The 26,678-nt window shown below is 71.6% G+C and carries 23 protein-coding genes; 10 read left to right on the top strand and 13 right to left on the bottom strand.

All coding sequences use genetic code 11. The features are described 5' to 3' along the window. The first annotated feature begins 15 nt into the window (after window positions 1-15). The 6 genes from ABT061_RS09840 to ABT061_RS09815 all read left to right on the top strand — a co-directional run bounded on the left by ABT061_RS09840 (window position 16) and on the right by ABT061_RS09815 (window position 5,076). Complete coding sequence (locus ABT061_RS09840; protein ID WP_350914921.1) at window positions 16-153, top strand: putative ATP-grasp target RiPP; 138 nt, start codon at window positions 16-18, stop codon at window positions 151-153. Between the two features lie 63 nt (window positions 154-216). After that, a complete protein-coding gene (locus ABT061_RS09835; protein ID WP_350914680.1) occupies window positions 217-363 on the top strand; it encodes a putative ATP-grasp target RiPP in 147 nt (48 codons plus the stop codon). 135 nt (window positions 364-498) lie between these two features. After that, complete coding sequence (locus ABT061_RS09830; protein ID WP_350914677.1) at window positions 499-1,509, top strand: MvdC/MvdD family ATP grasp protein; 1,011 nt, start codon at window positions 499-501, stop codon at window positions 1,507-1,509. Further along, a complete protein-coding gene (locus tag ABT061_RS09825; protein ID WP_350914674.1) occupies window positions 1,506-2,540 on the top strand; it encodes a TIGR04500 family putative peptide maturation system protein in 1,035 nt (344 codons plus the stop codon). Before ABT061_RS09830 ends, ABT061_RS09825 begins: the two co-directional genes overlap by 4 nt. Then, window positions 2,525-2,941, top strand: a complete 417-nt coding sequence (locus tag ABT061_RS09820; RefSeq protein ID WP_350914671.1) for a hypothetical protein — start codon at window positions 2,525-2,527, stop codon at window positions 2,939-2,941. Before ABT061_RS09825 ends, ABT061_RS09820 begins: the two co-directional genes overlap by 16 nt. Then, window positions 2,938-5,076 carry a peptidase domain-containing ABC transporter gene (locus ABT061_RS09815; protein WP_350914668.1) on the top strand — a complete coding sequence of 713 codons (2,139 nt, stop codon included), beginning with the start codon at window positions 2,938-2,940 and terminating at the stop codon, window positions 5,074-5,076. Before ABT061_RS09820 ends, ABT061_RS09815 begins: the two co-directional genes overlap by 4 nt. Before the next feature lie 155 nt (window positions 5,077-5,231). Here ABT061_RS09815 and gatB read toward each other — a convergent pair whose 3' ends face one another. From gatB to ABT061_RS09775, 8 genes are all read right to left on the bottom strand, one after another. Beyond that, entirely contained in the window at window positions 5,232-6,737 is a 1,506-nt protein-coding gene (gene gatB / locus ABT061_RS09810) for an Asp-tRNA(Asn)/Glu-tRNA(Gln) amidotransferase subunit GatB (protein ID WP_350914665.1), read from the bottom strand. Between the two features lie 172 nt (window positions 6,738-6,909). Then, on the bottom strand, window positions 6,910-7,476 hold the full coding sequence (locus ABT061_RS09805) for a hypothetical protein (protein WP_350914662.1): 567 nt from the start codon (window positions 7,474-7,476) through the stop codon (window positions 6,910-6,912). Beyond that, entirely contained in the window at window positions 7,473-8,561 is a 1,089-nt protein-coding gene (locus tag ABT061_RS09800) for an AAA family ATPase (RefSeq protein WP_350914659.1), read from the bottom strand. The genes ABT061_RS09805 and ABT061_RS09800 overlap by 4 nt, the downstream gene beginning before the upstream one ends. A gap of 54 nt (window positions 8,562-8,615) precedes the next feature. Then, window positions 8,616-10,106 (bottom strand): Asp-tRNA(Asn)/Glu-tRNA(Gln) amidotransferase subunit GatA, encoded by a 1,491-nt coding sequence (gene gatA, locus ABT061_RS09795; RefSeq protein ID WP_350914656.1) that lies wholly within the window; start codon window positions 10,104-10,106, stop codon window positions 8,616-8,618. Then, the gene (gene gatC / locus ABT061_RS09790) at window positions 10,103-10,402 is read right to left on the bottom strand and encodes an Asp-tRNA(Asn)/Glu-tRNA(Gln) amidotransferase subunit GatC (protein WP_030913706.1); all 300 of its coding nucleotides are present in this window, start codon (window positions 10,400-10,402) and stop codon (window positions 10,103-10,105) included. The genes gatA and gatC overlap by 4 nt, the downstream gene beginning before the upstream one ends. A 921-nt stretch (window positions 10,403-11,323) precedes the next feature. After that, the gene (locus ABT061_RS09785; protein ID WP_350914652.1) at window positions 11,324-13,405 is read right to left on the bottom strand and encodes a putative bifunctional diguanylate cyclase/phosphodiesterase; all 2,082 of its coding nucleotides are present in this window, start codon (window positions 13,403-13,405) and stop codon (window positions 11,324-11,326) included. A 127-nt stretch (window positions 13,406-13,532) separates the two neighbouring features. Continuing rightward, window positions 13,533-15,713 (bottom strand): NAD-dependent DNA ligase LigA, encoded by a 2,181-nt coding sequence (gene ligA / locus ABT061_RS09780; protein WP_350914649.1) that lies wholly within the window; start codon window positions 15,711-15,713, stop codon window positions 13,533-13,535. A gap of 100 nt (window positions 15,714-15,813) precedes the next feature. Next, on the bottom strand, window positions 15,814-16,818 hold the full coding sequence (locus ABT061_RS09775; protein WP_350914647.1) for a methionine synthase: 1,005 nt from the start codon (window positions 16,816-16,818) through the stop codon (window positions 15,814-15,816). Window positions 16,819-17,005: 187 nt separating this feature from the next. Between ABT061_RS09775 and ABT061_RS09770 the strand changes: the two genes are divergently transcribed. After that, the gene (locus ABT061_RS09770; RefSeq protein ID WP_350914645.1) at window positions 17,006-17,647 is read left to right on the top strand and encodes an MBL fold metallo-hydrolase; all 642 of its coding nucleotides are present in this window, start codon (window positions 17,006-17,008) and stop codon (window positions 17,645-17,647) included. A gap of 81 nt (window positions 17,648-17,728) precedes the next feature. Here the strand turns inward: ABT061_RS09770 and mnmA are convergent, their stop codons facing one another. Beyond that, window positions 17,729-18,799, bottom strand: coding sequence for a tRNA 2-thiouridine(34) synthase MnmA (gene mnmA, locus ABT061_RS09765; protein ID WP_350914642.1), 1,071 nt, complete (start codon window positions 18,797-18,799; stop codon window positions 17,729-17,731). Between the two features lie 59 nt (window positions 18,800-18,858). Here mnmA and ABT061_RS09760 point away from each other — a divergent pair, with 59 nt between their 5' ends. Continuing rightward, window positions 18,859-19,905: a DUF695 domain-containing protein gene (locus tag ABT061_RS09760; protein ID WP_350914639.1), complete on the top strand. Its 1,047-nt coding sequence runs from the start codon at window positions 18,859-18,861 to the stop codon at window positions 19,903-19,905. A gap of 47 nt (window positions 19,906-19,952) precedes the next feature. Here the strand turns inward: ABT061_RS09760 and ABT061_RS09755 are convergent, their stop codons facing one another. Beyond that, the gene (locus ABT061_RS09755; RefSeq protein WP_350914636.1) at window positions 19,953-21,116 is read right to left on the bottom strand and encodes a cysteine desulfurase family protein; all 1,164 of its coding nucleotides are present in this window, start codon (window positions 21,114-21,116) and stop codon (window positions 19,953-19,955) included. Between the two features lie 112 nt (window positions 21,117-21,228). Between ABT061_RS09755 and ABT061_RS09750 the strand changes: the two genes are divergently transcribed. Then, the gene (locus tag ABT061_RS09750; RefSeq protein WP_350914633.1) at window positions 21,229-21,735 is read left to right on the top strand and encodes a TetR/AcrR family transcriptional regulator; all 507 of its coding nucleotides are present in this window, start codon (window positions 21,229-21,231) and stop codon (window positions 21,733-21,735) included. 191 nt (window positions 21,736-21,926) lie between these two features. After that, complete coding sequence (locus tag ABT061_RS09745) at window positions 21,927-23,120, top strand: MFS transporter (RefSeq protein WP_350914630.1); 1,194 nt, start codon at window positions 21,927-21,929, stop codon at window positions 23,118-23,120. An 85-nt stretch (window positions 23,121-23,205) separates the two neighbouring features. On the opposite strand, the gene ABT061_RS09740 is transcribed toward ABT061_RS09745, so the two are convergent. The 3 genes from ABT061_RS09740 to ABT061_RS09730 all read right to left on the bottom strand — a co-directional run bounded on the left by ABT061_RS09740 (window position 23,206) and on the right by ABT061_RS09730 (window position 26,543). Beyond that, entirely contained in the window at window positions 23,206-24,159 is a 954-nt protein-coding gene (locus tag ABT061_RS09740) for an electron transfer flavoprotein subunit alpha/FixB family protein (RefSeq protein ID WP_350914627.1), read from the bottom strand. 18 nt (window positions 24,160-24,177) lie between these two features. Next, window positions 24,178-24,957, bottom strand: a complete 780-nt coding sequence (locus ABT061_RS09735) for an electron transfer flavoprotein subunit beta/FixA family protein (protein ID WP_350914624.1) — start codon at window positions 24,955-24,957, stop codon at window positions 24,178-24,180. A 347-nt stretch (window positions 24,958-25,304) separates the two neighbouring features. After that, complete coding sequence (locus tag ABT061_RS09730; RefSeq protein ID WP_350914621.1) at window positions 25,305-26,543, bottom strand: serine/threonine-protein kinase; 1,239 nt, start codon at window positions 26,541-26,543, stop codon at window positions 25,305-25,307. Window positions 26,544-26,678 lie beyond the last annotated feature (135 nt).

The following is a 26,678-nucleotide window of genomic DNA, read 5'->3' as shown; positions in this document are numbered from 1 at the left end:
CCGAGAGGAGTGATCATGTCGAAGATCACGATTGACGACCTGCCCTTCGAGGGCGCCGAGCTGACCGAGGCCCAGCTGGGCGAGGTCGCCGGCGGCAGGTGGTCGGTCAGCGCCTGGAAGAAGGACCTGCCGTGCGAGTGGTGGCAGTACTAGTCCGAGCACACGGCCACTAGTCCGATACGACCGTGCCGCCTCACGCGGCCGAGAGGAGTGATCATGTCGAAGATCACGATTGACGACCTGCCCTTCGAGGGCGCCGAGCTGACCGAGGCCCAGCTGGGCGAGGTCGCCGGCGGCCGGGGCGGGTGGGCGCTGACCTACGACGGGGCTGGGCCCTGCCGTCGCGAGTGGGTCGACGGCTGATCAGGCCATTCCGCCGGTACCGGGAGGCCGTCTCGCCATAGGACGGGCCGCGCCCCCGGTCGGCGTACTGGATCGAACGCGGCGCGGCGGGACGGGAAACCGGTTCCGCCGCGCCTACGCAGATGGGACCGGGCAGTGATTCTGATCGTCAGCAACCGCGGGGACGGGGCCGCGGAAAGGGTGCTGGCCGCGCTCCGGCGGCGCGGCGCCCGGCTGGTGGGTGACGATACCGGTGACGGCACCGGCCCGCCGGTGCTGTGGTGGGACACCGGCGACTTCCCGGGGCGCAGCCGGATCACCGCGTCGTTCACCGGCGGGGAGCGGCGGCTGATGCTGGACACCGGCGCGGAGACGGTCGACCTGTCCCGGGTCACCGCGGTGTGGCGCAGCCGGCCGGGCAGACCCTCGGCTGCCGGCACCGTGACCGAGCCGAGCCACCGCGCGCACGTCGACCAGCAGGCGGAGTTCATGCTCGACGGGGTGTGGAGCCTGCTGACCGCGCGCTGGCTCCCCGGCCGCCGCGCGGACGAGCGCCGCGCGCACAACAAGATCTTCCACATGGCGCGGGCGATCGAGCTGGGCTTCTCCGTACCCGACACGGTCTACACCAACGACCCCGCGGAACTGGCGGGCGCGTACCAGGCGGCGGAGGGGCGGCTGGTCGCCAAGCAGATCACCGCCGAGCCGTTCCAGGTCGACGGCGCCGAGCACCGCGCGTACACGACCGTGGTCACCCGCCGCCACCTGACCTCCCGGCACCGGATCCAGCACGAGCCGGTCATCCTGCAGCCCTACGTCTCCAAGGCGGTCGAGCTGCGGGTGATCGTCGTGGGGGCGCGGGTGTTCGCGGCGGAGATCGACGCGTCGGGATCCCGGGCGGCCAGAGACGACTGGCGGCACTACGACAACGACCGGGTCAGGTACGGCGTGCACGAACTGCCCGCCGAGGTGTCGCTGCGCTGCGCCCGGCTGGTCGCCGACGTCGGGCTGACCTACGCGGCACTGGACTTCATCGTCACCCCCGGCGGCGAGTACGTCTTCCTGGAGCTGAACTCCAACGGCGCATGGGGGTTCGTCGAGCTGTGGACCGGGCTGCCCGTCAGCGACGCGATCGCGGGCTGGCTCATGGACGGAGGAACACCGTGACCGATTTCGCCAAGGCCCTGGAGTCAGGGGTCTCCCTGCTGCGCGCGCTCCCCCGCCGCCGCTCGGGCGTCGCCGACGCCCGGCGCGCGGTCGGCGAGTGGGCGGCGCGGCACCCGGAGGTCCGGGCACAGCTCGTCGTCGACCGGCGCCCCGGGACCCCGATGGTCGACTACGACCTGGTCCTCGACCATCCCGGCGGCGGCACGGTCGCGTTGACCGCCCCGCCCGAGGACGGGGTGCCCTGGCTGATCGACCACTCGACGCACTGGGCGGCCGGGTACCTGGTCAGCGTCAACGACGTGGACGTGACGGTCCCCCAGGCGCTGACCATGCTGCGCTCGCTCTCCCGGCGGGACTCATCGCCGTACCGGGAGATCGTCGACCAGTGCCTGCTCGTCGAGGCCACCGGCGACACCGAGTCACCCACCGAGTCACCCACCGATTCGCCCACCGATTCGCCCACCGAGCCGCTCACCGCCGCCGACCTCCAGGCGACGGCCGACGAGTTCCGGCGGGGCCGGGGACTGCACGACCGCGCGTCGACGCTCGCCTGGATGGCCGAGGCGGGCATGTCGGGCGAACAGTTCGAGGCGTACATCACCGAGATCGCCCGGCGCCGCCGGTTCCGCCGGGACAGGGAGGCGGAACTGGCCCCTGGCCACCTGGCCGCGAACCCCGGGGACTTCGCCCGGGTCAGGGCCGTGTGGGTCACCGGCGAGGAGAAGATGACCGCCGGCACCGTGTCCGACCTCCTGACCGGTGTGGCCTCGCTCGGGGACACCGGGGAGGCCACGGTGACCTTCGCGACCCGCTGGGAGGCGGATCTGCCCGCGCCCCTGCGCGGTACGCCGCCCGGCGGGATCGTCGGCCCGGTGGAGCTGCCGGACGGCGGATTCCTGACCGGCGCCGTTCTGCACAGGAGCCCGGCCACCGACGACCGGGAGACGCTGGCCGCCGCCGGGCGCGCCGCGTTCGCCGGCTGGCTGGCGGAACGCCGCGCCGCGGCCACGGTCGAATGGCACTGGTCGTGATCGACCCGGACCGCACCCAGGCCGTCCCCGCACCCGGCCGGCACAGGGCCGGCCACTGGGAGGACACCGAGGGGTACCGTCCCCGGGCGCCGTACTCACCTCCGGCCCCTCCGCAACGCCCCCCGGCGGCGGCCCCGCCGACGCCCCCGCCCGGCCACCGGCCGCATTCCCCGTCAGCGCCTCCGGGAGGGCAGCCGGCGGGGTCCCCTCCCGGAGGCGGCCCGCCGGGAGGGCCCATCTACCGGGCGGAGGCGCTGCGCCGGCATGCCGAGACCCGCTCCGTCGCCCGGATGCCGCTGGTGATCAGCGGCCCGTCGTTCCTGCTGCTGTGGATCCTGGTGGCCGCCGTCCTGGCGGCCGGCGCCACGCTGATCGCGCTCGCGCTGGGAGCCGGCGGATGAGGAGTCGCGTACCGGTCCTGCTGCAGAACACCGTCACCGAGTGCGGCGCCGCGTGCCTGGCCATGGTGCTCTGCCACCACGGCCAGCGCACCACCCTGCACCAGGTGGCCGAACGGCTCCAGGTCGGCAGGGACGGCCTGAGCGCCAAGGCCATCGTGGACGGCGCCCGCGAGCACGGCCTGAAGGCGCGCGCCTTCTCGCTCGCGCCCGAGGACCTGGCGCGCGTTCCGCTCCCCGCGGTCGCGCACTGGGAGTTCAATCACTTCGTGGTGGTCGAGCGCTGGTCGCCCGACCGGGTGGACATCGTCGACCCGGGGCGGGGCCGCCGCAGGCTGACCGCGGAGGAGTTCAGCGACGGGTTCACCGGCGTGCTGCTGGTCTTCGAACCCGGCGAGGGGTTCCACCGCGGCACGTCCTCGATGGCGAGCGCCTGGCGGCGCGAGTTCATCCGGACCCTGTTCCGGCGCCGGCGCGGCCTGCTCGCCCAGGTCGTCGCGGCCTCGCTGCTGCTGCAGTTGCTGGGGCTGGCCCTGCCCTTCTTCTCCCAGCTGCTGATCGACAGGATCATCCCGTCCCGGGGCGCGGACCTGCTGCCCCTGCTGGGCGGGGCCGTGCTGCTGGCCGGGCTGGCCCAGTTCGTGATCGGCTACCTGCGGGCGGCGCTACTGGTGGCGGTACGGGCCCGCGCCGACCAGGAGCTCACCGAGGGGGTGATCGGCCACCTGGTGACGCTGCCGTACCGCTACTTCGCGCAGCGCGGCAAGGGCGACCTGCTGACCCGGGCCGCCAGCGTCTCCACGCTGCGCGACATCCTCACCGGCCAGATCGTGGCGGCGCTGCTGGACGGTCCGCTCGCCGTCGGCTACCTCGTGCTCGTGTACGTGTGGGACCCCGTCTTCGGGCTGGCGCTGACCGGCGTGGTCGCCTTCCAGGGGCTGCTGGTGCTGGCCACCACCCGCCGGATCAACCTGCTCACCCAGCAGGAGCTGACCGCCTTCTCCGCGTCGCAGAGCAGCCTCATCCAGGCCATCAGCGGCATCGAGACGCTGAAGGCGTCCGGGGCCGAGAAGCGGGCGGTGGAGCAGTGGTCGGCCCACTTCGCCCAGCAGCTCAACGCCGACGTGCGCAACGGCCTCACCCAGGGCCTGGTGGAGGCCGCGCTGTCCGCGAGCCGGGTGATCGCCCCGCTCGGGCTGCTCTGGCTCGGCGCGTGGCGGGTCCTCGACGGGCAGCTGACCGTGGGCGCGCTGATCGCGCTCAACGCCATCGCGCTCGGCGCCCTGACCCCGCTCGGCTCGCTGATGACCGGCCTGCAGAGCCTGCAGCAGGTGGGCGCGCACTTCGACCGCCTGTCCGACATCCTGGCCTCCGAGCCCGAGCCCAGCGAGGGCATCGAGGTGCTGCGGCTGCGCGGCGCGGTGGAGCTGCGCGGCGTGGGCTTCCGGCACGACCCCCGCGGCCCGTGGGTGGTGCGGGACGTCTCGGTCTCCATCCGGCCGGGGCAGAAGGTAGCGCTGGTGGGCGCCTCGGGCTCGGGCAAGAGCACGCTGGCCAGGCTGCTCCTGACACTGCACACCCCGGTGGAGGGCGAGATCCTCTACGACGGCGTCCCGGCCTCCGAACTCAACCTGCGCACCCTGCGCCGCCAGTTCGGCGTGGTCGGCCAGGCCACCTCCCTGTTCAACGGCTCGATCCGGGAGAACATCGCGCTGAACCTTCCCGACGCACCCCTGGAACGAGTGGTCGCCGCGGCCGAGGTGGCGGCGCTGCACGAGGAGATCATGGCGATGCCGATGGGGTACGAGACGGTGCTGACCGACGGCGGCGGTCTCTCCGGCGGCCAGCTCCAGCGGCTCTCCCTGGCCCGCGCCATCCTGCCCCGGCCGAAGATCCTGCTGCTCGACGAGGCCACCAGCAACCTGGACAGCGCCACCGAGGCGACCATCGAGTCCAACCTGTTCTGGCTCACCCAGACCCGGATCGTCATCGCCCACCGGCTGAGCACCATCCGGGACGCCGACCTGATCCTGGTGGTCGACTCCGGCCGCATCGTGGAACGCGGCACCCACGACGAGCTGATGGCCACCGGCGGCAAATACGCACAACTCGTCGCCGCCCAGGCCGCCACCGCCTGACCTCACTCCGCGGGTCCGCCCGGTGGCCGGTACGGAACCCGGACGGCACTCCGAGCACGGCGGTCGCGACGGTGCCCCCGTCGGAGGGGCGGGGGCACCGTTCACAGCGTCCTGTCGGGCCAGCTGAAAAGCGCGCCCGGGATCCTTCGCGTCGGCTACCCGGAGACGCCGAGGCGCTCCAGGATGAGCTCCCTGGCCCGGCCCGCGTCGGCCTTGCCCCGGCTGGCCTTCATGACGCCACCGACCAGGGCGCCGACCGCGGCGACCTTGCCGTTGCGGACCTTGTCCGCCGCGTCGGCGTTGCCGGCCAGGACCTGGTCGATGATCTCCATCAGCTCGCCCTCGTCGTTGACGATCTGCAGGCCGCGGGCGGCCACCACCTCGTCTGGGGAGCCCTCGCCGTTCAGCACGCCCTCCAGCACCTGGCGGGCCAGCTTGTCGTTCAGCGCTCCCCCGGCGACCATCGCGCACACCCTGGCGATCTGGTCCGGGGTGATCCGCAGCGCGCCCAGCGAGAGCCCCGCCTCGTTGGCGCGGCGGGCCAGCTCGCCCATCCACCACTTGCGGGCGTCCGCGGGCGGGGCCCCGGCGGCGACCGTCGCCTCGACCAGGCCGATGGCGTCGGCGTTGTGCATGGACGTCATGTCCAGGTCCGACACGCCCCACTCCTGCTGGAGCCGCTTGCGCCGCACGCCCGGCAGCTCCGGCAGGGCCGCCTTGAGCTCGGCGACCCAGGCGGGGTCGGGGGCGATCGGCACCAGGTCGGGCTCGGGGAAGTAGCGGTAGTCCTGCGCCTCCTCCTTGGACCGTCCCGAGGTGGTGGTGCCGGTGTTCTCGTGGAAGTGGCGGGTCTCCTGGATGATCCGGCCGCCGTCGGCCAGGATCGCGGCCTGGCGCTCGATCTCACCCCGTACGGAGCGCTCAACGCTGCGCAGCGAGTTGACGTTCTTGGTCTCGGTACGGGTGCCCCACTCCGAGGAGCCACGCGGCATGAGCGAGACGTTGACGTCAAAGCGCATGGAGCCCTCCTCCATGCGTACGTCCGAGACGCCGAGACCGCGCACCAGCTCGCGCAGCTCGGTGCCGTAGGCGCGGGCGACCTCGGGAGCGAGCCTGTCGGTCCCCGGGATCGGCTTGGTGACGATCTCCACCAGCGGGATGCCGGCCCGGTTGTAGTCGACGATCGAGTAGTCGGCCCCGTGGATGCGGCCGGTCGCGCCGCCCACATGGGTGGACTTGCCGGTGTCCTCCTCCAGGTGGACGCGCTCGATCTCGATCCGCACCGTCCTGCCGTCGACCTCGACGTCGAGGTAGCCGTCGAAGCAGAGCGGCTCGTCGTACTGGCTGATCTGGTAGTTCTTCGGCATGTCCGGATAGAAGTAGTTCTTCCGGGCGAACCGACACCACTCGGCGATGGAGCAGTTGAGCGCCAGACCGATACGGATCGTCGACTCGATCGCGGCGGCGTTGGTCGTGGGCAGCGAACCGGGCAGCGCCAGGCAGACCGGGCAGACGTGCGTGTTCGGCGGGGCGCCGAACGTGGTCGGGCAGCCGCAGAACATCTTCGACGCCGTGCCCAGCTCGACATGCGTCTCCAGGCCCAGCACCGGCTCGAAGCGCTCCAGCGCCTCGTCGTACGGCATCAGTGTCTCAGCGCTCACTGTCGTTCACCACTCCTCCCTCGCTACGCGGAGCGCTCGTCCCTCGCGCGCCACTACGCTCACTGCGTCGGGTTCTCTCAGCGCTCACTGTCGTTCACCACTCCTCCCTCGCTACGCGGAGCGCTCGTCCCTCGCGCGCCACTACGCTCACTGCGTCGGATTCTCTCAGCACTCACAGGTAACCAAGTCCCTTCAAAGCGTTCCTCGTCTCGGCCACCCAGTTCGCGTAGGCGGGCACCTGGGCCAGGACGGCGAGATCGATGTTGCGTCCTATGTATTCGAAGTAGTCGCGGACCGGCTTGCCACGCCGGGGGACGGTCGCGGCCAGCACCCTCGCGGGATCGGCGATCCTCTCGACGTCGCGGGGCCGCGTGGGCAGCCCGCCGAGGTCACTGCCCGCCAGCCCCGCCCACACCGCGCGGTCGGCGAGCAGCCAGGCCTCGGTGTCGCCAAGTCCGATCACCGGCACCAGGTAGTGCGAGTGATAGCGGACGCCGTCGCTACGGCGGCGCTCCCGCCCGTCGTCGTGGGTGAAGAGCAGGTGGCAGTCGGCCGCGAGCTCCTCCAGCGCGGTGACCATGTGCTCCCGGTCGTGGGAGACCACCTCGGTCTCCTTGACGTCCACCGCGTACGGTGACATCCAGGTGAGCTCGCGCAGCTGCCTGGCGATCACGATGCTGAGGAAGCCCTCGTCGGTCTCCCCCTCCGCGATGAGTCCGGGAACCAGCGGGCGGCTCATGCGGCCGCGCCCAGGTACTTGCGGACCTGCCGGGGTGAGACGAACGTGCCCGGCTCACCGTCCGGCTGGATCGGCTTGGCCACGGTCACCCGCGACACCCGGTCGTTGTCGGGGTCGACGCGGACCGCGGTGTCGAGGAACGTCAGCGCGTCCGGCTCGGTCCGGTAGACCTCCGCGACGACGATCGGGGACTGGCTGGTGAGGATCACCTGCCGCGGCGGCTCGGCACCCCCCGGCCCGGAGGTCCTCTGGCGCACCCGCCGCAGCAGCTCGCCGAGGCGCCCCGGATGGACGCCGCTCTCGATCTCCTCCACCAGCAGCGTGCCCGGGTGGTCGGGGTCGTGCAGGGCGGTCAGCAGGCCGAGGACCCGCAGGGTGCCGTCGGAGAGCAGCGTGGCCGGCACCGCTCCCTGGCCGTCGACGAGCAGATCGAAGGAGCACTCTCTCCGGTCGGTGCGCGGCACCAGCCCGGTGACGTCGGGGAGCACCCCCGCGAGGTCGACCACGAGGTCGGCCAGCGCCTCCGTACCGGCCATCCGCCCGAGCACCGCGGCCAGGTTCGCGCCGTCGGCCGCGAGCGGCCCCCGGTTGGCCGAGGGGCAGCGGCGGCGCATCGCCGCCGGGGACGGCGAATAGCGGCGCCACGAGGAGACCGTACGGCGGGGCGTGCCCTCCGGATCCGGGTCCTCGACCAGGAGATCCAGCAGCTCGTGCGGGATCCGCTGGGCCACGTGGCTGACGACGGCCCCGCTGGATCTGGGGATCTTCAGCACCATCTCCGCACCCACGTCGAACCTGACCGGCACCACGGAGCCGGGCTCCGGGGTGACCAGCGCCTCCACCGAGACGACGAACCCGCCCACGGCGGAACCGTGGGCGACCCGGTGGAACTGCTCGCCCGGCAGCCCGCGGGTCGCGCCCAACAGCCCGCCCGGCCCCTCGATCTCGGCCGCCACGAACCCCACGGCGTCGAAGAGGTTCGACTTGCCGCTCGCGTTGGGTCCGACCAGCGCGAGGAAGGGCGGCACATCGAGATCGAAGCTCAAGAAGGACTTGAACCCGTCGATCTCGATCCGAGTGATCATGCCGCCGTTCTCCCTGTCACCTGTCGCCCCCTCGCCCCGAAATCCAGAAAACCCTTATAGCTCCGGGGCTCTGGACAGCAGGCTGCCGCCCCACCGCGCCTGGAGGGCCTTCTCGACCGCGGCACCGACCCGGTAGCAGCGGTCGTCGCCGAGCACCGGAGCCATGATCTGCAGACCGACCGGCAGGCCGTCCTCGTCCGCCAGGCCGCACGGCACGGAGATGGCCGCGTTGCCCGCCAGGTTGGTCGGGATGGTGCACAGGTCGGCCAGGTACATCGCCATGGGGTCGTCGGCGCGCTCGCCGATCGGGAACGCCGTGGTGGGCGTCGTCGGCGAGATGAGCACGTCCACCTGCTGGAAGGCGGCCTCGAAGTCGCGCGCGATGAGCGTGCGGACCTTCTGCGCCTGGCCGTAGTAGGCGTCGTAGTAACCGCTGGACAGCGCGTACGTGCCGAGGATGATGCGGCGCTTGACCTCGGGGCCGAAACCCTGGGCCCTGGTCAGGGCCATGACCTCCTCGGCGCTGCGCGTGCCGTCGTCGCCGACGCGCAGGCCGTACCTCATGGCGTCGAAGCGGGCCAGGTTGGAGGAGCACTCCGAGGGGGCGATGAGGTAGTACGCCGGGAGGGCGGTGGTGAACGAGGGGCAGGAGACCTCGAAGACCTTCGCGCCCAGCGACTCCAGCAGTTCCACGGTCTCGTGGAAGCGCGCGAGCACACCCGCCTGGTAGCCGTCGCCGCCGAACTCCTTGACCACGCCGATGCGCAGCCCGGCCACGTCGCCGTTGCGCGCCGCCGCCACGACCGAGGGCACCGGGGCGTCGACGGAGGTCGCGTCCATCACGTCGTGGCCGGAGAACGCCTCGTGCAGCAGCGCGGCGTCCAGCACGTTGCGGGCGAAGGGGCCCGGCGTGTCGAGCGAGCTGGCGAAGGCGATCAGGCCGTAGCGGGACGAGCCGCCGTAGGTCGGCTTCATGCCCACGATGCCGGTGACCGCGGCGGGCTGGCGGATCGAGCCGCCGGTGTCGGTGCCGGTGGACAGCGGGGCCTCGTAGGCGGCGACCGCGGCGGACGAGCCGCCGGAGGAGCCGCCGGGGATGCGGGACAGGTCCCACGGGTTGCGGGTGGGGCCGTAGGCGGAGTTCTCGGTGGAGGAGCCCATCGCGAACTCATCCAGGTTGGTCTTGCCGAGGATCACCAGGCCGGCCTCGCGCAGACGGCGGGTCACGGTGGCGTCGTACGGCGGGCGATAGCCCTCAAGGATCTTGGATCCAGCCGTGGTCGGCATGTCGACGGTGGTGAAGACGTCCTTGTGCGCGATCGGCACGCCGGCCAGCGGGCCGAGCTCCTCGCCGGCGGCCCGGCGGGCGTCGACGGCCCGCGCCTGCTCCAGGGTCGTCTCGGCGTTGACGTGGAGGAAGGCGTTGACCTGCGGCTCGACGGCGGCGATCCGGTCGAGATGGGCCTGGGCGACCTCGACGGCGGAGACCTCTCCGGCGGCGATCAGCGCGCCCAGATCCGCGGCGGTCTTGTGGATGAGGCTCATGCTTCCTCCCCAAGGATGCGCGGCACGCGGAAGCGGTCGTCCTCGACTGCCGGGGCGCCTGACAGCGCCTGTTCCGGCGTCAGTCCTGGCCGCACCTCGTCGGGGCGGTAGACGTTGGTGAGCGGCAACGCGTGCGAGGACGGCGGGATGTCGTCGGCCGCCACCTCGGCGACGCGGGCGACCGCACCGATGATCACATCGAGCTGGGCGGCGAAGTGGTCGAGCTCCTCGTCGGCCAGCGCCAGCCGGGACAGCCGGGCGAGGTGAGCGACCTCGTCGCGGGTTATGGCGGACATGAGTCGTTGAACCCGTTTCGTGGAATGGCAATTGGACACTGTCATCCTATGGCTCGCGACCTGAGGGTCCCGACTCATTAACACCGTCGCAACCAACCGAAGATCTCTTACTCGAAGCGGTCAGACCGCCCCCGGCTCGCCAGGCCGGAGAAATCGGCTCCCGGCCTGTCCGGTGCGCACCGATCCGGGAGGCCCTGAGCCGGTTGCCGTCGCCCGCCGAGATCGCCGTACATCGGCCGTGCCGTGCCCCTGCCCGCCGGGAGATTGCGAAACGTTTTACTGCCGGGAGGCCCGATGATCCACATCGCCGCCATGGACACCGGGTCGCGGAGTCGCGCCGCGGGTCCGGCCTGAAACGTTCCCGGCCGGCCGGTCAGGGGCACCGGTGCACCGGCGTCCCAGCTCGCACCACGAATCACGTTCCACCTCACGTTCGGCCCCGGGCGCCCCGCGATCGCGACCCCGTCCCACTGGAGAATCGCCGCCAAAGCGGGTCTTGCGCACCTATGTCAAGAACGTTTTAATGCCCGACAAACGGATGTGACACAACGTGACACGGAACCGGTGCCGACCGTGGCGGCCGGGCTCCGGCCGGCCGGATGTGATACCCGCGCCGTACCCGACGGCGATCGCCATCGCCCAGGACCTGGACGGAAAACTCGCGGGACAGAACGGCTGGGTCCCGCCTCGCCGGATTGTCACCGGCCACCGCGGCACGTGCGAGGCACCGACCGTCCGGCCGCGGCGGGCGGAAGATCCGGGGGCTAGGCCCTGCCCTGCGGATCTTTTGCCTACTGCGGTCGGTCAGGCGGCGCCTCGCCGCGTTGTCGCCGGTCACCGCAGCACGCCGCGGCTCCCTCCTCCGCCTTGCGAGACACCACCTGACCGATCCTCGCCACGGCAAGATCCACAGGACAGGACCTAGGCCCGCTGGGGGTTGAGGATCTCGGTGGGGCGCAGGAAGCCGAAGTCGTGCGGGGCGAGCCCTCGATGCTTGCGCAACCATACTGTCGCGTCCGCGGCCGACATGGGCTTGGCGAACAGCCAGCCCTGGCCCAGATCGCACCCCATGTCCGCCAGGCGCTCGGCCACCTCGGCCGACTCGACGCCCTCGGCGACCGAACGCAGGCCGAGGGAGCGGACCAGGTCGACGATCGAGCGGACGATCCGCTCGTCGTCCTTGGACTCGCCGATCCGGCGGACGAACGAGGAGTCGATCTTGACCTCGGCCACCGGCAGACGCTGCAGGCGGACCAGCGAGGAGTAGCCGGTGCCGAAGTCGTCGAGCGCGAGCGGCACACCCAGCGAGGCCAGGGCGCGGACCGCGTCGGCGGTGTACGCCTGGTCGGTCATCAGGATGCGCTCGGTGACCTCCAGCTGGATCGCCTTGGGCGGCAGCCGGTATCGCGCCAGGCCCGCTCCCAACTGGTCGGAGAGCGCCGAGTCGAGAAGGTCGCGGGCCGAGACGTTGACGGAGATCTGCTCGTGCAGGCCGGTGTGCCACCAGTGGGCGGCCTGCTCCAGGGCCGCGTCGATGACGTATCCGGTGAGGTGGCGCATCAGATACGACTGCTCGGCCATCGGCACGAACTCTCCCGGGGAGATCATCCCCCGCTCCGGGTGGCGCCATCGCAGCAGCGCCTCCACGCCCCGCACCTGCCCTCCCGACAGGTCGAGCTTGGGCTGGTAGTGCAGCCGCAGCTCGGAGCGGTCGATGGCCCTGCGCAGGTCGCCGAGGAGGGTGAGCCGCTCGGGACTGTTGCGGTCCTTGTCGGCGGCGTAGATCTCGACCCCGGTCCTGCTCTCCTTCGCCAGGTACATCGCCACGTCGGAGCGTTGCAGGAGCATCTCGAAGTCCGGTGCGTGGTCGGGGTAGATGGCGATGCCGAACGAGGCGTCCAGGTCGAAACTCATGCCCTCCAGCCGTACCGGCTCGGTGATCGCCACCCGCAGGCGCGCCGCCACCTCCCTGGCCGCCGCGGCGTCCCTGACCGAGGGCAGCAGGACGGCGAACTCGTCGCCGCCGAGCCGGGCCACCACGTCGCCAGGACGGACGCTGTGGGTGAGCCGGTGCGCGACCATCTGCAGGAGCCGGTCGCCGACCGGGTGCCCGAGGGTGTCGTTGATCTCCTTGAACCGGTCGAGGTCGAGTAGGAACAGGCCGACCCGCTCGCCCTCCCGCGCCTCGGCGAGCGCCTCCTCCGTGCTGAGCACGAGCATCTTGCGGTTGGGCAGCCCGGTCAGGCCGTCGTGCATCGCCTGGTGGTCGCGGCGGACCGACATGCTGGCCGTGAAGTAGACGGCCAGCATGGGCGCCAGGAAGAGCGGCACCAGGGCCGGCGAGTGGTTCATCACCACCACGACGAGCGGGGCCAGGCCGAGCAGCCCGGCGTAGACGAGGCTCTGGTGACCGATCGTGGTCTTGATCACCCGGTGGATCGACCTGCGTTCGTGCAGCGCCACCGCGCCGGAGACCAGCGCGGCCCGGACCACGAAGTAGGCCAGCCCGGCCAGCCCGATCGCCAGCAGGTCGGCGCCGTCGGGCACCCCGGTGCCCACCGTGACGGGCCGGTCGCCGAAGAGGCCGAGCACCACCCCGGCGGCGGTGCAGGCCAGTGTCACCTGGGCGATGTTGAACATGACCCGGTGGCACGCCTTACGGGTGACCGCCCCGTTGACGACCATGGCGACCGCCTGCAGCAGCACCGCGATCGGCAGGCCGTAGTGGAGCAGCGCGGCGAAGGTGAACATGGTCGACGGGTAGGTGCCACCCACGGTCAGCGACGACGACAGGACCACCGGCCGCAACTCGCCCAGCACGACAAGGACCGTGAGCATCCAGAACAGCGGGCTTCGGGCGAGTTCCACGATCTCGGTCGTGTCCATGCTCAGCTGGGACACGACCAGGACGACGAACCCGACCGAGATGACGGCGGCGAGATAGGCCCAGAGGGGCGATCCCAGACGCGGTCCGGTATCGCGGGTGTCGGTTGGGTCGGCCATGAGTAACAAAACCCCCATTAGTTCACTATGGGAGAGTACGGCCTACGGGCCACTTCGCGAAACCGATTGCGCACGGTCCGTCACTGAAAATTCACGCCTTCTTGCGCACGGCGGCGGGGCGGTCCTGTCACTCCTCGGGCCGCACCGTCACCTCCGCCGCCGCCTCGGGCCCCTCGGCCAGCAGGACTCGCAAACCGGCCTCGTCGAGGATCGGCACGCCGAGCTTCACGGCCTTGTCGAACTTGGAACCCGCGTTCTCTCCGACCACCACGAAGGAGGTCTTCTTCGACACCGACGCCGCGACCTTGCCACCTCGGGCGGCCAGGGCCTCACCGGCCTCGTCGCGGGTGAAGTCGGCGAGCGTGCCGGTCACCACGAAGGTCAGCCCGGCCAGGGTCTGCGGGAGCTGCTCGGCCGGCGGGTCGTCGACCATCCGGACCCCGGCGTCCGCCCAGCGCTTGATGATCTCCCGGTGCCAGTCGACCTCGAACCAGTCGCGGATCGCCGCGGCCACCCGCGGGCCGACGCCCTCGACCGCGGCGAGCTCCTCCTCGGAGGCCTTCGCGATCGCGTGGATGGAACCGAACTCCGCGGCGATCGCCTGGGCGGTCGGGGGGCCGACATGCCGGATGGAGAGCGCGACGAGCACCCGCCAGACCGGCTGGCTCTTGACCTTCTCCAGCTGCTCCAGCATCTTCTCGGCGTTCTTGCTCGGCTCGCCGCTCTGGTTGGCGAAGAAGGTGACGATCTTCTGCTCGCCGCTCTCCGGATCGGTCTTGGGCAGCCCGGTGTCGGGATCGCGGACCACCGACCTGATCGGCAGCAGCTGCTCGATCGTCAGATCGAACAGGTCTGCCTCGGTGCGGACCGGCGGCTCCTGCGGCGGCAGCGGCTGGGTCAGCGCGGTGGCCGCCACGTAACCCAGCCCCTCGATGTCGAAGGCCCTGCGGCCGGCCGCGAAGAAGATGCGCTCGCGGAGCTGGGCGGGACACGCCCTGGTGTTGGGGCAGCGCAGGTCGGCGTCGCCCTCGTTCTCGTACGCCAGCTCGGTGTCGCACTCCGGGCAGCGCTCCGGCATCACGAACGCCCGCTCGGTGCCGTCGCGCAGGTCGACGACCGGACCGACGATCTCGGGGATGACGTCGCCCGCCTTGCGCAGCACCACGGTGTCGCCGATCAGCACCCCCTTGCGCGCGACCTCGGAGGCGTTGTGCAGCGTGGCCCGCTCGACGGTGGAACCGGCCACCACGATCGGCTCCATGACCCCGTACGGCGTGACCCTGCCGGTGCGGCCCACCGCGACCTGGATGTCGAGGAGCCTGGTGTTGACCTCCTCGGGAGGATACTTGTAGGCGATCGCCCAGCGGGGGGCCCGGCTGGTCGAGCCCAGGTTGTGCTGGAACTCGATGCGGTCGACCTTGACCACGACGCCGTCGATCTCGTAGGCCGGGTCGTGACGGTGCTCGTTGTAGAAGTCGATGAAGGCGTTGATGCCCTCAAGGTCGTCGACGACCCGGTAGAGGTCGCTGACCGGCAGGCCGAACGCCGCGAGCCGGTCGTAGATCTCCGACTGGGTGCGGGGCGGGGCGGTCCCCTCCCACTTGCCGATCCCGTGGACGATCATGTGCAGCGGCCGCTGCGCGGTGACGCGCGGATCCTTCTGCCGCAGGGAACCCGCCGCGGAGTTGCGCGGGTTGGCGAACGGCGCCTTGCCCGTCTCGACCAGCTGCTCGTTGAGCTTCCTGAACTCCTCGACCGGGATGTAGACCTCGCCCCTGACCTCCACCAGGTCGGGCACGTCGTCGCCGGTCAGGCGGTGCGGCACGTTGGCGATCGTGCGGACGTTGGCCGTCACGTCGTCACCGACGCGGCCGTCGCCCCTGGTGGCCCCCCTGGTCAGGCGGCCCTTCTCGTAGACCAGTGCGATCGCCAGACCGTCGATCTTCAGCTCGCACAGGTAGGGCGCGGGGTCGCGCTCGGCCAGCCGCTCGGCCCTCGCCCGCCAGGCGGCGAGATCCTCGGCGTTGAAAGCGTTGTCGAGGCTCTCCATCCGCTGCAGGTGCTTGACCGGATTGAAATCGCTGGAGATCGGCGCGCCGATCTTCTGGGTGGGGGAGTCGGGCGTGCGGAGGGTTGGGCTCTCCTCCTCCAGCTCGCGCAGCTCGCGCATCCACCCGTCGTACTGGGCGTCGCTCACGGTGGGCGAGTCGAGCACGTGGTAGCGCCAGTTGGCCTCCTCGACCAGCTCGGTCAGCTCCGCGTGCCGCTCCAACGCCCGCACCGGCACGCCCTCGACCTCAGCGCCCATCGCCGCTTCTCCCCTCGTCGTCGGCCAAGCCAAACGTATCCTCGAGCACCGACAGTCCGCGTCCTTCCTTACCCCGAGTTGAAGCCCCCGGCGGCCGGGATCACTCGCCGGGGTCGTCCTGCAGCACCCGGGCGGCCTTGCGGCAGGTGGCCAGGGCCGCCCTGGCGTAGGCGGGCGAGGCCCCGGCCAGGCCGCAGGCCGGGGTGAGCACCACCTGCGAGGCCAGCGTCGCGGCGGGGAAGCCGAGACGGCGCCAGAGCTCGACGGCCGGTCCGGCGACCACTCCGACGTCGGGGAGCCTCGCGTCCGTCCCCGGCACGACACCGAGGAAGAGAGCCGTCCCCGCCTCGACGGTCTCGCCGATCGCGTCCTCGTCGCGCCTGTTCAGCAGGTGGGCGTCGAGCGAGACGCCCGCCGCGCCCGCCGCGCGCAGCACGCGGAAGGGCACGGCGGGGGCGCAGCAGTGCACGACGGCGAACGTCCCCGCGGGGAACACCGCGCCGAGCCGGTCCGCGGCGACCTGGCGGTCGACCGCGGCCAGCCGCCCGAAGCCCGAGGCGGTCGGCACCGTGCCCGCGAGGACGCCCGGCAACCCCGGCTCGTCGACCTGCACCACGATCTGCGAGGCCCCCGGCACCCTGCGGCGCACGTCGGCGACGTGCGCGGCGAGCCCCTCGGCCAGGGACTCCACCAGATCGCGCACCGCCCCCGGGTCGGCGAGCGTCTTGTCGCCGTGTCTGAGCTCGACCGCTCCGGCCAGCGTCCACGGCCCGCACACCTGGATCTTGAAGGGCCCCTCGTACCCCTGGGCCGCCTCCTCCAGGGCGTCGAGGTCGCGGATGAGATGGTCGCGGGCGCGTTTGAGGTCACGGCCTGGCCGGTCGGCGAACCGCCAGCCCGACGGCTGTACCTCCACGGGCATCTCCAGCAGGAGCGACGCGGTGCGCCCGATCATGTCGGCGCCGACGCCCCGGGCGGGCAGCTCCGGCAGGTACGGCAGCGCGGGCGACTCGCCGAGGACCACCCTGACCGCCTCGGCGTGGTCCTCCCCCGGATGCGACCCGATGCCGGTGGCGGTCGCCTCACCCCATGGGTACTGGCTCAAGACTGCTCCTGGTTTCGCGTTGGGAGGCAGGCGGGACCCGCCCGCCCAGGCCAGCTTATGACCGCCGGATCACGCCTTCGGCCCGGGGAATCCCGCCGCGCCGTGACGGCACGCGCCCGGGAACGAGCGCCCGTGGCGGCACCGCCCCCTCGTGGATCATGGACCGGCGCGCCCGTAGGGTGTGGGAATGAGACTCACGAAATTCGGACACGCCTGTGTCCGCCTGGAGAAGGACGACTCCGTTCTCGTGATCGACCCGGGCTCCTTCAGTGAGGAGTCCGCACTCGACGGGGCACGGACCGTGCTCATCACCCACGAGCACTTCGACCACGTGGAGGCGGGCCGGCTGCGCCGGGCGGCCGAGGCCGACCCGTCCTTGGAGATCTGGACCAACGAGGGCGTGGCCGCCACGCTGACCGACGTCCCCGCGAAGATCCAGGTGGTACGGCACGGCGACGCGTTCGACACGGCCGGCTTCGGGGTGAGGGTCGTCGGCGAGTGGCACGCCCCCAACCACCCGGACCAGCCGATCGTGCGCAATGTCGGTTTCCTCGTGGACGAGGAGGTCTTCTACCCGGGGGACGCGTTCACCCCGCCGGGCGTCGAGGTGCCCACGCTCCTGGTGCCGACCAACGCGCCGTGGATGAAGGCGTCGGAGATGGTCGAGTACCTGCGCCAGGTCCGCCCGGACAGGGCCTTCTCCACCCACGACGGCCTGCTCAACGACATCGGGCTCGGCCTGGTCGACATGTGGCTGGAGATGGAGTCGAAGAAGCAGAAGGCCGAGATGCGCCGCCTCAAGCCCGGCGAGTCGGTCACCCTGCCCTGACGCGGACCTGCTCGCCCGGGCCGGGAACCGGGCGCGGGGACGCGGCCGCCGAGGACGTGCCCGCTCGGCGGCGGAGGGGGCTCAGCGGGCCGAGGCGATGGTGGCCGAGCCGATCACGGTGTCGCCGAGGTAGAGCACCGCGGCCTGGCCCGCCGCGACCCCGGTGGCCGGGGCGTCCAGCGTGATGTGCACCTCCCCGCCGGACAGCCGGGCACGGCAGCCGTACACCTCGCCGTGCGCGCGGAGCTGGACCGTGCAGGTCAGCGGCTCGCGCGGCTCGCCGGCCGGGCCGTTCCAGACCGGGCGCCCCGCGACGATCTCCGTGACCGCCAGGGACGAGCGCGGACCGATCGTGACCGTGTTGGAGACCGGCTCGATGGACAGCACGTAGCGCGGGCGGCCGTCGGGGGCCGGGCGGTCGATGCGCAGGCCCTTGCGCTGGCCGACCGTGAAGCCGTAGGCGCCCTCGTGCCCGCCCACGACCTCGCCTGACTCGTCGACGATCGGACCCGGCACCGCGCCGAGACGGTCGGCGAGGAAGCCCCTGGTGTCGCCGTCGGCGATGAAGCAGATGTCGTGGCTGTCGGGTTTGTCGGCCACCATGAGCCCGCGCCGCGCGGCCTCCTCGCGCACCTGGGCCTTGGTGGAGTCGCCCAGCGGGAAGATCGCGTGACCGAGTTGCTCCCTGGTGAGCACGCCCAGCACGTACGACTGGTCCTTGCCCTCGTCGGGGCTGCGGCTCAGCACGCCGTCGGTGACACGCGCGTGGTGCCCGGTGGCCACCGCGTCGAAGCCCAGCGCGAGGGCGCGGTCGAGCACCGCCTCGAACTTGATCTTCTCGTTGCAGCGCAGGCACGGGTTGGGCGTGCGGCCGGCGGCGTACTCGCTGACGAAGTCCTCGACCACGTCGCGGTGGAACCGCTCGGCCATGTCCCAGACGTAGAAGGGGATGCCGATCACGTCGGCGGCCCTGCGGGCGTCTCGCGAGTCCTCGACCGTGCAGCACCCGCGGGCGCCGGTCCGATAGGACTGGGGGTTGGCCGAGAGGGCGAGGTGGACACCGGTGACGTCATGGCCCGCCTCGGCGATGCGGGCGGCCGCCACGGCGGAGTCGACGCCGCCGGACATGGCGGCAAGCACACGAAGACTCATAACCCCTTGAGCGTACCCGCGTTGGCGGGCACCCCGTCGTGCTGGGAGAATCCGGGGTCATGCGACTGTTCGGGCGGAAGAACGAGCCCGCCGCCGACCCTGCTGACGGTATCGGCGAGTTCTGGGCGTGGTGGGCGGAGGCGAGACCGGAACTGGATGCGATGGTCGCCGCCGGCGAGGCCGAGCGGCTGGCCGAGTGGATCGGGCCCGCGGTGCTGGTCGTCCACCCGTCGCTGGTGTGGGAGATCGCCCCCGGCCGGAGCGCCGACCAGGCCCTCGTGGTCACCTCGGCCGGCGACCCCGAGCTGCGCCCCATCGCGCATCGCTGGGCCGCCGCGGCGCCGCCCGCCGACGGCCTGTGGGAGTTCCACCCGTCCCGGCGGGCCAACCCGCACGCGATGGACCTCACGCTCGACGTGGGCGGCTACGAGTTCGCGCTCGACAAGCTCGTGCTCGGCCTGCGCGCCCCGCACGGCAGCCCCCGGGTCGACGTGGTCGCCTACCATCCGATCTTCACCATCCTGGACGACGAGACGCGCACCGAGGCGGCGCTGCTCGCCCTCGACTGGCTGCTCGGCGAGGACGACGTGGCCCGCTGGGTGGGTGACATCTCCGCCGCGGCCTTCGAGCCGATCGACGCGGTGCCCGCCGTGCACCTGCCGAGCGTGGTCTCCGATCTGGCCTCCGGCTACCGGGACGAGCAGTGGGCGCTGCTGGAGGGTGAGACCGCCACCGGCGCCCGCCTGATCGCCACCGCCAGATACCCGCTCCGCCCGGTCGACCACCCGCTGTTCGACCAGCACATCGCCATCACGCTGCCGTACGCGCACCGCGACGCCGAAGGGCTGCCCACCGGCCCCTCGCTGGAGGCGCTGCGCGACTTCGAGGAGCGTCTCGCCGGGCGGATCAGCAGGCTGAACGGCCAGGCCCTGCTCGCCGCGCACATGAGCGCCGAGGGGCAGCGGGTGCTGCACGTCTACGCCGACCCGGTGAGCGAGACGGCCATCCACGCCAAGGAGCTCATCGTGAGCTGGGAGGAGGGGCGGCCCCGGGTCGACGTGGTCGGCGACCCCGGCTGGATCGCCATCTCGCCCTTCCTGACCTAGGAATCCCCGGCACGGGTCTTGAGTGCCGGCCCTCAGAGCCGTACGGATCAGCTCAGACCCGCGCGGCGGGCGCGCTCGACGGCGAGGCCGATGATCTCGGCCAGCCGGTCCACATCGGCCTCGGTCGAGGTGTGGCCGAGGGAGAAGCGCAGCGAGCCGCGCGCCCGGAAGCCGTCGGCGCCCATCGCGAGCAGGACGTGGGACGGCTGGGCGACACCTGCCGAGCAGGCCGAGCCCGTCGAGCACTCCACGCCCTTGGCGTCCAGCAGCATGAGCAGCGCGTCGCCCTCGCAGCCGGGGAAGGAGAAGTGGGCGTTGCCCGGGAGGCGGTTCACCGGGTCGCCGTTGAGGATCACATCGGGCACCGCCTCACGGACCCGGCGGATCAGGTCGTCGCGGAGCGCGGCCAGCCGGGTCGAGGTCTCGGCCTGCCGGGCCACCGCGGTCCGCACGGCCGTGGCGAAACCGGCGATGGCGGGGGCGTCGAGCGTGCCGGAGCGGACATCTCGCTCCTGACCGCCACCGTGCAGTACCGGCACCGGGTCGACGCCCCGGGCGAGCAGCAGCGCGCCGACGCCCATCGGGCCGCCGACCTTGTGACCGGAGAGCGTCAGCGCGTCGATCCCCGAGTCGGCGAAGACCACCGGGATCTGACCGACCGCCTGGACCGCGTCGGTGTGGAAGGGGACGCCGTACTCGCGGGCCACCTCGGCGAGCGCGTGGACGGGCTGGACGGTGCCGACCTCGTTGTTGGCCCACATGACGCTGGCCAGCGCGACGCTGCCCGGGTCGCGCTCGATGGCCTCGCGCAGGGTCTGCGGATGCACCCGGCCGAACTCGTCGACGTCGAGCAGCTCGACGGTCGCACCTTGGTGATCGCTCAGCCAGTGCGCGGGGTCCAGGGCGGCGTGGTGCTCGACGGCGCTGATCAGGATCCTGTCCGCGCCCCCGGCGCGACGGGCCCAGTACAGGCCCTTGATGGCGAGATTGTCGGCCTCGGTGCCGCCCGCGGTGAAGACGACCTCGCTGGGACGGGCGCCGAGCGCGGCGGCGATGCTCTCCCGCGACTCCTCCACGACCTGGCGGGTGCGGCGGCCGGCGGCGTGCAGGGAGGACGCGTTGCCGACCTGGCCCAGTTGGGCTGTCATCGCCTCGATCGCCTCGGGAAGCATCGGCGTGGTCGCCGCGTGATCGAGATAGGCGGACTGCACGGCCGCATCCCCTCCCCCACATCGCTGTCAACCTTCCAAGGGTATCCGTGCTCGGGAAGGGCCTCACCCCCGGAGTTGACCGCTAAACCGTCCAGACGGTACAGTAGCGGCCATGAGACGGGGTGAACTGTTGGACGCGGCAGAGGATCTGCTCTCCGACCAGGGCTCCCAGGCGCTCACCCTGGCGACCGTCGCCGAGCGCGCCGGATGCAGCAAAGGCGGCCTGCTCTACCATTTCAGCACCAAGGAAGCCCTGATCAAGGGCATGGTCGAGCGGCTGATCGAGGAGTTCGACGAGCTCATCGCCGCCCAGGGCCACGACACCTACACCAAGAACTATCTGGCGGCCACGTTCGCCGCCGTGCGGAGCGGCAGGCTGCGGCGCTGGGCCGTGGTGACCGGAGCCTCCGGCAACCTCTATCTTCTGGCACCGCTGCGGGTGGCGATGGCCCGATGGCATCGCGAGGGGCTCGACAGCGAGCCCGACCCGGAGGCGGCGCAGATCGTGCGCCTCGCCTGCGAGGGACTGTGGGACGTGGCGAGCCACGACCCCGATCTCTATGACGACGAGCACTACGAGAGTCTGAAACGGCGTCTGCTGGCCATGCTGCCCGCCTGACCCTGATAGGCCCCTGACACCTTCTTCTCCTGGTTCCCCGGACACCCCTCACTCGCCCGCGCGCCTGATCGCGTGCCCGGCCGGGGAAAACCCATCACACAAATTGGTGGTCGCTTCCGCACGCGCGAAAGCGACCGTCTTTGGTGTGCCCGTTCACCGGTTTGTCAAAACATTTATTGAAGGGATTGAGCATGACCCGCGACCTGAGAACGGCTCGAACCGGGGCGGTTCTCACATTCGTGCTGGCCGGTCTGATGTGTGGATCGATGACCGTGCGCATTCCGGCGCTCTCCGACAAGCTCGGCCTGTCCGAGGCGTCGGTCGGTGTCACCCTCCTCGTATGGGGGCTGGGAGCGCTCATCACCATGCAGTCGATGCGCGCCGTGATGGCGCGCTTCGGCAGCCGGAGCATCCTCCGGGTCGCAGCCCCCCTCACCGCGACCACCCTGGCCCTGCTGGCGGTGGCGCCGTCGTTCCCCCTGGCCGTGGCCGCGAGCGGCCTGTTCGGCATGGCGTTCGGCGCGGTGGACGTCGCGATGAACGCGCAGGGATCGGTGGTCGAGCGCGCCTACGGCCGCCCGCTGATGAACGGCATGCACGCCGGCTGGTGCGCCGGAGCGATCGGCGCGGGCCTGCTGGGCACCGCGGCGATCGCGGCCGGGCTCTCGATCACCACCCACCTGGTGCTGATCGCCCTGCTCTCGCTCCCCGCGACGGTCCTGATCAGCCGCACCTACCTGCCCGACCCGACGGTGGTCTCCGGCGCCGCCCCCGCCGCGCCCCGCCGCCGGATGCCTCCGGTGATCTACCTGCTCGGCGTGATCGCCTTCTGCGCGTTCATGGTGGAGGGCACGGTCGCCGACTGGAACGGTCTGTACCTGCGGGACGCGCTGGGTGCCCCGGAGGCGGTGGCCGCCCTGGGTTACCCGATCTTCGAGGCGGGCATGCTGGCCGGGCGGCTGGCCGGTGACCGGGTCCGGGCCCGCTTCGGCGCCCGCGGCATGATGGTCGCCTCGGGCCTGGCCACCGCCGCGACCTTCGGCGTGGTCATCACGGCCCCCAGCGCACCGGTCGCCCTCGCGGCCATGCTGTTCGTGGGCGTCGCCGTGGCGACGGTCTCGCCGATGGCCATGTCCCTGGCGGGCGAGGCGACCGGCACCCCGGGACCCGCCATCGCCCAGACCGGTGCGATGGGCTACGCGGGACTGCTGCTGGGCCCGGTGATCATCGGTTTCCTCTCCGATCTGGCCACGCTCAGGACGAGTCTCGGCATCGCCGTGCTGCTCGGTGTCCTGATCGCCGCGGTCGCGTGGTTCCTGCCCCGCCACCGCGCGGCGGCCGTCCCCGCGGAGACCGCCAGGCGAGAGCTCTCGATGGCGGCCTGACCCGGGAACGCGAGACGGCACCGCACATGTCGTGCGGTGCCGTCTCGTTCCCATCACCCCGCGCGTACCCCGTACCCCTGCCGGGTCACTTGCGCTTGATGACCTCCTGGGTCAGCTGCGGGACCACCTCGTGCAGGTCGCCCACGACGCCGAAGTCGGCGAGCTCAAAGATCGGCGCCTCGGGGTCCTTGTTGATCGCGATGATCGTCTTGGCGGTCTGCATGCCGGCCCGGTGCTGGATGGCACCGGAGATGCCCGCCGCGATGTAGAGCTGCGGCGAGACGGTCTTGCCGGTCTGGCCGACCTGGAACTGGTGCGGGTACCAGCCGGCGTCGGTGGCGGCGCGGGACGCGCCGACGGCCGCGCCGAGCGAGTCGGCCAGTTCCTCGATGATCGAGAACTTGTCGGCCGAGCCGACACCCCGGCCACCGGAGACCACGATCGCGGCCTCGGTGAGCTCCGGGCGCGCGCCCTTCTCCTGCTTGACCCGCTCCACGATCCTGGCGCCCTTGGCGGCGTCGGACACGGTGAAGGAGACCTGCTCCTCGGTCCCCGCGCCCGCGGCGGCCTCGACCGGCGTCGAGTTGGGGCGGACCGCGATGATCGGGGTGCCCTTGGTCACGCGCGACCTGACGTTGACGCCGCCGCCGAAGATGGACTGGTCGGCGACCAGGCCGTCCTCGATGCCCACGACGTCGGTCAGCACACCAGAGTCGATCTTGATAGCGAGGCGGCCGGCGATCTCCTTGGCCTCGGCGGTCGCGGCCACGAGCACCGCGCTCGGCGACTTCTCGGCCACGAGGTGGGCGAGCAGCTCGGCCTTGGGGGCGACGACGTAGTCGCTGACCTCGGCGGAGTCGGCCACATAGATCTTCTCCGCGCCGTACTCGGCCAGCTTGGCCGCGGCCTCGGGCGCGTAGCCCGCGCCGGTCCAGACCGCCGACGGAGCGCCCAGCTTCCTGGCGAGCGTCAGCAGCTCAAGGGTGACCTTCTTGACCTGGCCCTCGACGTGCTCGACCAGAACGAGAATCTCAGACATTTCCAGCTACCCCCGCTCTCAGACGAACTTCTTCGACGCGAGGAAGTCGGCGGCCTTCACGCCACCGTCGCCCTCGTCCCTGACCACCGTGCCCGCCGCGCGCGGCGGAGCGGCCGCGAAGTCGACGACCTCACTCCAGGAGCCGGCCAGACCCACCAGGGAGGCGTCGATCTCGGCCTCGGCGACGCCGAGCTTCTCGACCGGCTTCTTCTTGGCGGCCATGATGCCCTTGAAAGACGGGTAGCGCGGCTCGTTGATCTTCTCCACCACGGAGACGACGGCGGGCAGCGAGGCCTCGACCCTGTCGTAGCCGTAGTCGGTGACGCGCTGGATGGAGATGGCGCCCTTGTCGATCTGGACCTGATTGGCGAAGGTGAGCTGCGGCACGCCGAGGCGCTCGGCCAGCATGGCAGCGAGGACCCCGGTGCGGGCGTCCGTCGACTCCGAGCCAAGTACGACCAGATCGAAACTGATCTTCTTGAGAGCCTGCGCCAGGGCGTGCGAGGTGCCCAGCGCGTCCGAGCCGTGCAGCGCGTCGTCCACCAGGTGGACAGCCTTGTCCGCGCCCATGGCCAGGGCCTTGCGGATGGTGTCGCTCGCCTTGTCGGGACCCATGGTGAGAACGGTCACCTCACCGCCATGAGCCTCCTTCAGGCGCAGCGCCTCCTCGACCGCGTATTCGCACAACTCGTTGATGACGCCGTCGGCGGCGTCGCGATCGAGCGTCTTGTCATCGGACCTCAGCTTGCGCTCGGTCGCCGTGTCGGGGACCTGCTTCACGCAGACGACGATGTTCATGGCTGGTGGCCGACCTCCCGTGGTCGCTTACGCCACCGCGTCACTGCGGTTGGCGCCGGATACTCGGTGCGTACACGCGGGGCACGTGCACACTTTGCCAAGACTGCCAGGTGCCCGAGAGCGGTGTGGCAGCGGGTGGCCCGGTTGGGACGCGCCCGTCCCTACCCCGAGCCTATGTTACTTTCCAGTAGCTTAGCCGCAAACCACCGGGCCGGACGGCTCACGACCGGGACCCCAGAGCCCCCAGGGGACCCTCGACCACCATACCGAACTATATTCCGGTACCTGCGCGCGGGCCCCTCACTACGGAAACGTACCCGGGAACCGGCCTGGGGAGCCCTGCCTGTTCAGCTGGCCACCAGGATCCCGACCAGGACGAAGACGACGGTGCCCAGCGCGAGTGCCAGGGTGATCGTGCTGAAGAACGTGCTGAGGGCCGCCCACAGCGCGACGGCCCCGGCTCCCGCGGACAGGGCGAGGATCGTGCGCCCGCGGTCTCTGCGGGCGAACAGAGCGATGCCCGCGTCGATGAGCATCGCCGAGCCGTACCCGGTCAGCAGCAGCAGGGCCACCTCGGGCAGCGGTTCCCTGGCGGTCGCGGCCATCAGCGAGACGAGCAGGCCGGTGCCGACGACCCAGCGGCGGTGCAGCACGACTCTGCGGCGCTCGCGGGCCTCCTCCAGCGTGGGCCTGCCCTTCTGCGGGCGGGGGCGATCGCCCGGCCGCCACTCCCGGGTGGTGAGGCCGTGCATCCCGCTCTCCACCACGGCACGGGGCCGCGGCGGGCCCACCGCGGGGGCCGCCCCCAGCCGGGCCGACAGCGCGCCCGCGTCAGGCCGGGCGGCGGGGTCGCGCAGCAGGCACTCCCGCAGCAGCGGCTCCAGCCAGCCGGGAACGCCTTCGAGGTCGGGAGGGTGGTGGACGACGCGGTAGCCGATCGCCGACGCCGGGCCCGTGCCGTAGGGGTGCCGCGCCGTGGACGCGTACGCCAGCGTCGCCCCGAAGGCGAAGACGTCGGCCTCGGCACCTGACCCGGTGCCCTCCAGCACCTCGGGCGCCAGATAGCCGGGCGTGCCGAGCACCGCCCCCGAGGCGGTGACCGAGGGCGAGTCGAGCGCGCAGGCGATGCCGAAGTCGATGACGACCGGCTCGCCGTCGGTCAGGATCACGTTCGCGGGTTTGAGGTCGCGGTGCACCACCCCCGCGGCGTGCACGGCCGCCACGGCCTCGGCCAGACCGCGCGCCAGCCGTACGAGATCGTCGCCCACGATCGGCCCGTCCGCGCCGACCACCTCGCTGAGCGGGCGACCCTGCACGTAGCGGGTGACCAGGTAGGGGCGTGCCCCGTCAAGGGAGGCGTCCAGGACCTCGGCGACGTGCGGGCCCCGGACCAGCCGCATGGTCTCCACCTCGCGGGCCAGCCTGGTCAGCGCCGACGCGTCGGCCGCGACGTGGGGATGCAGGATCTTGACCGCCACCGTACGCCCCTCGGGGTCCAGCGCCAGGTGGACCTCGCCGAAACCTCCGGCCCCCAGTCTCGACAGCAGGCGGTAGGGGCCAAGACGTTCACCGTCCGGTGCGACCATGCGACTCCTTCCGGTGGATCTCCTCCATCGTGCCGCAGAGAGGGCGATCCCGCATCGGCTGGATGTCAGGAAACACCCATCAACGGACATGGGATGCAAGCTAGAGGTTTCCCATCGACCACATCCGGTAACCGG

This window comes from Streptosporangium sp. NPDC002544 (assembly GCF_040295965.1).
Classification (GTDB): domain Bacteria; phylum Actinomycetota; class Actinomycetes; order Streptosporangiales; family Streptosporangiaceae; genus Streptosporangium.
The sequence above is the reverse complement of the archived record's forward strand: the minus strand, read 5'-3'. Positions and strand labels throughout refer to the sequence as shown.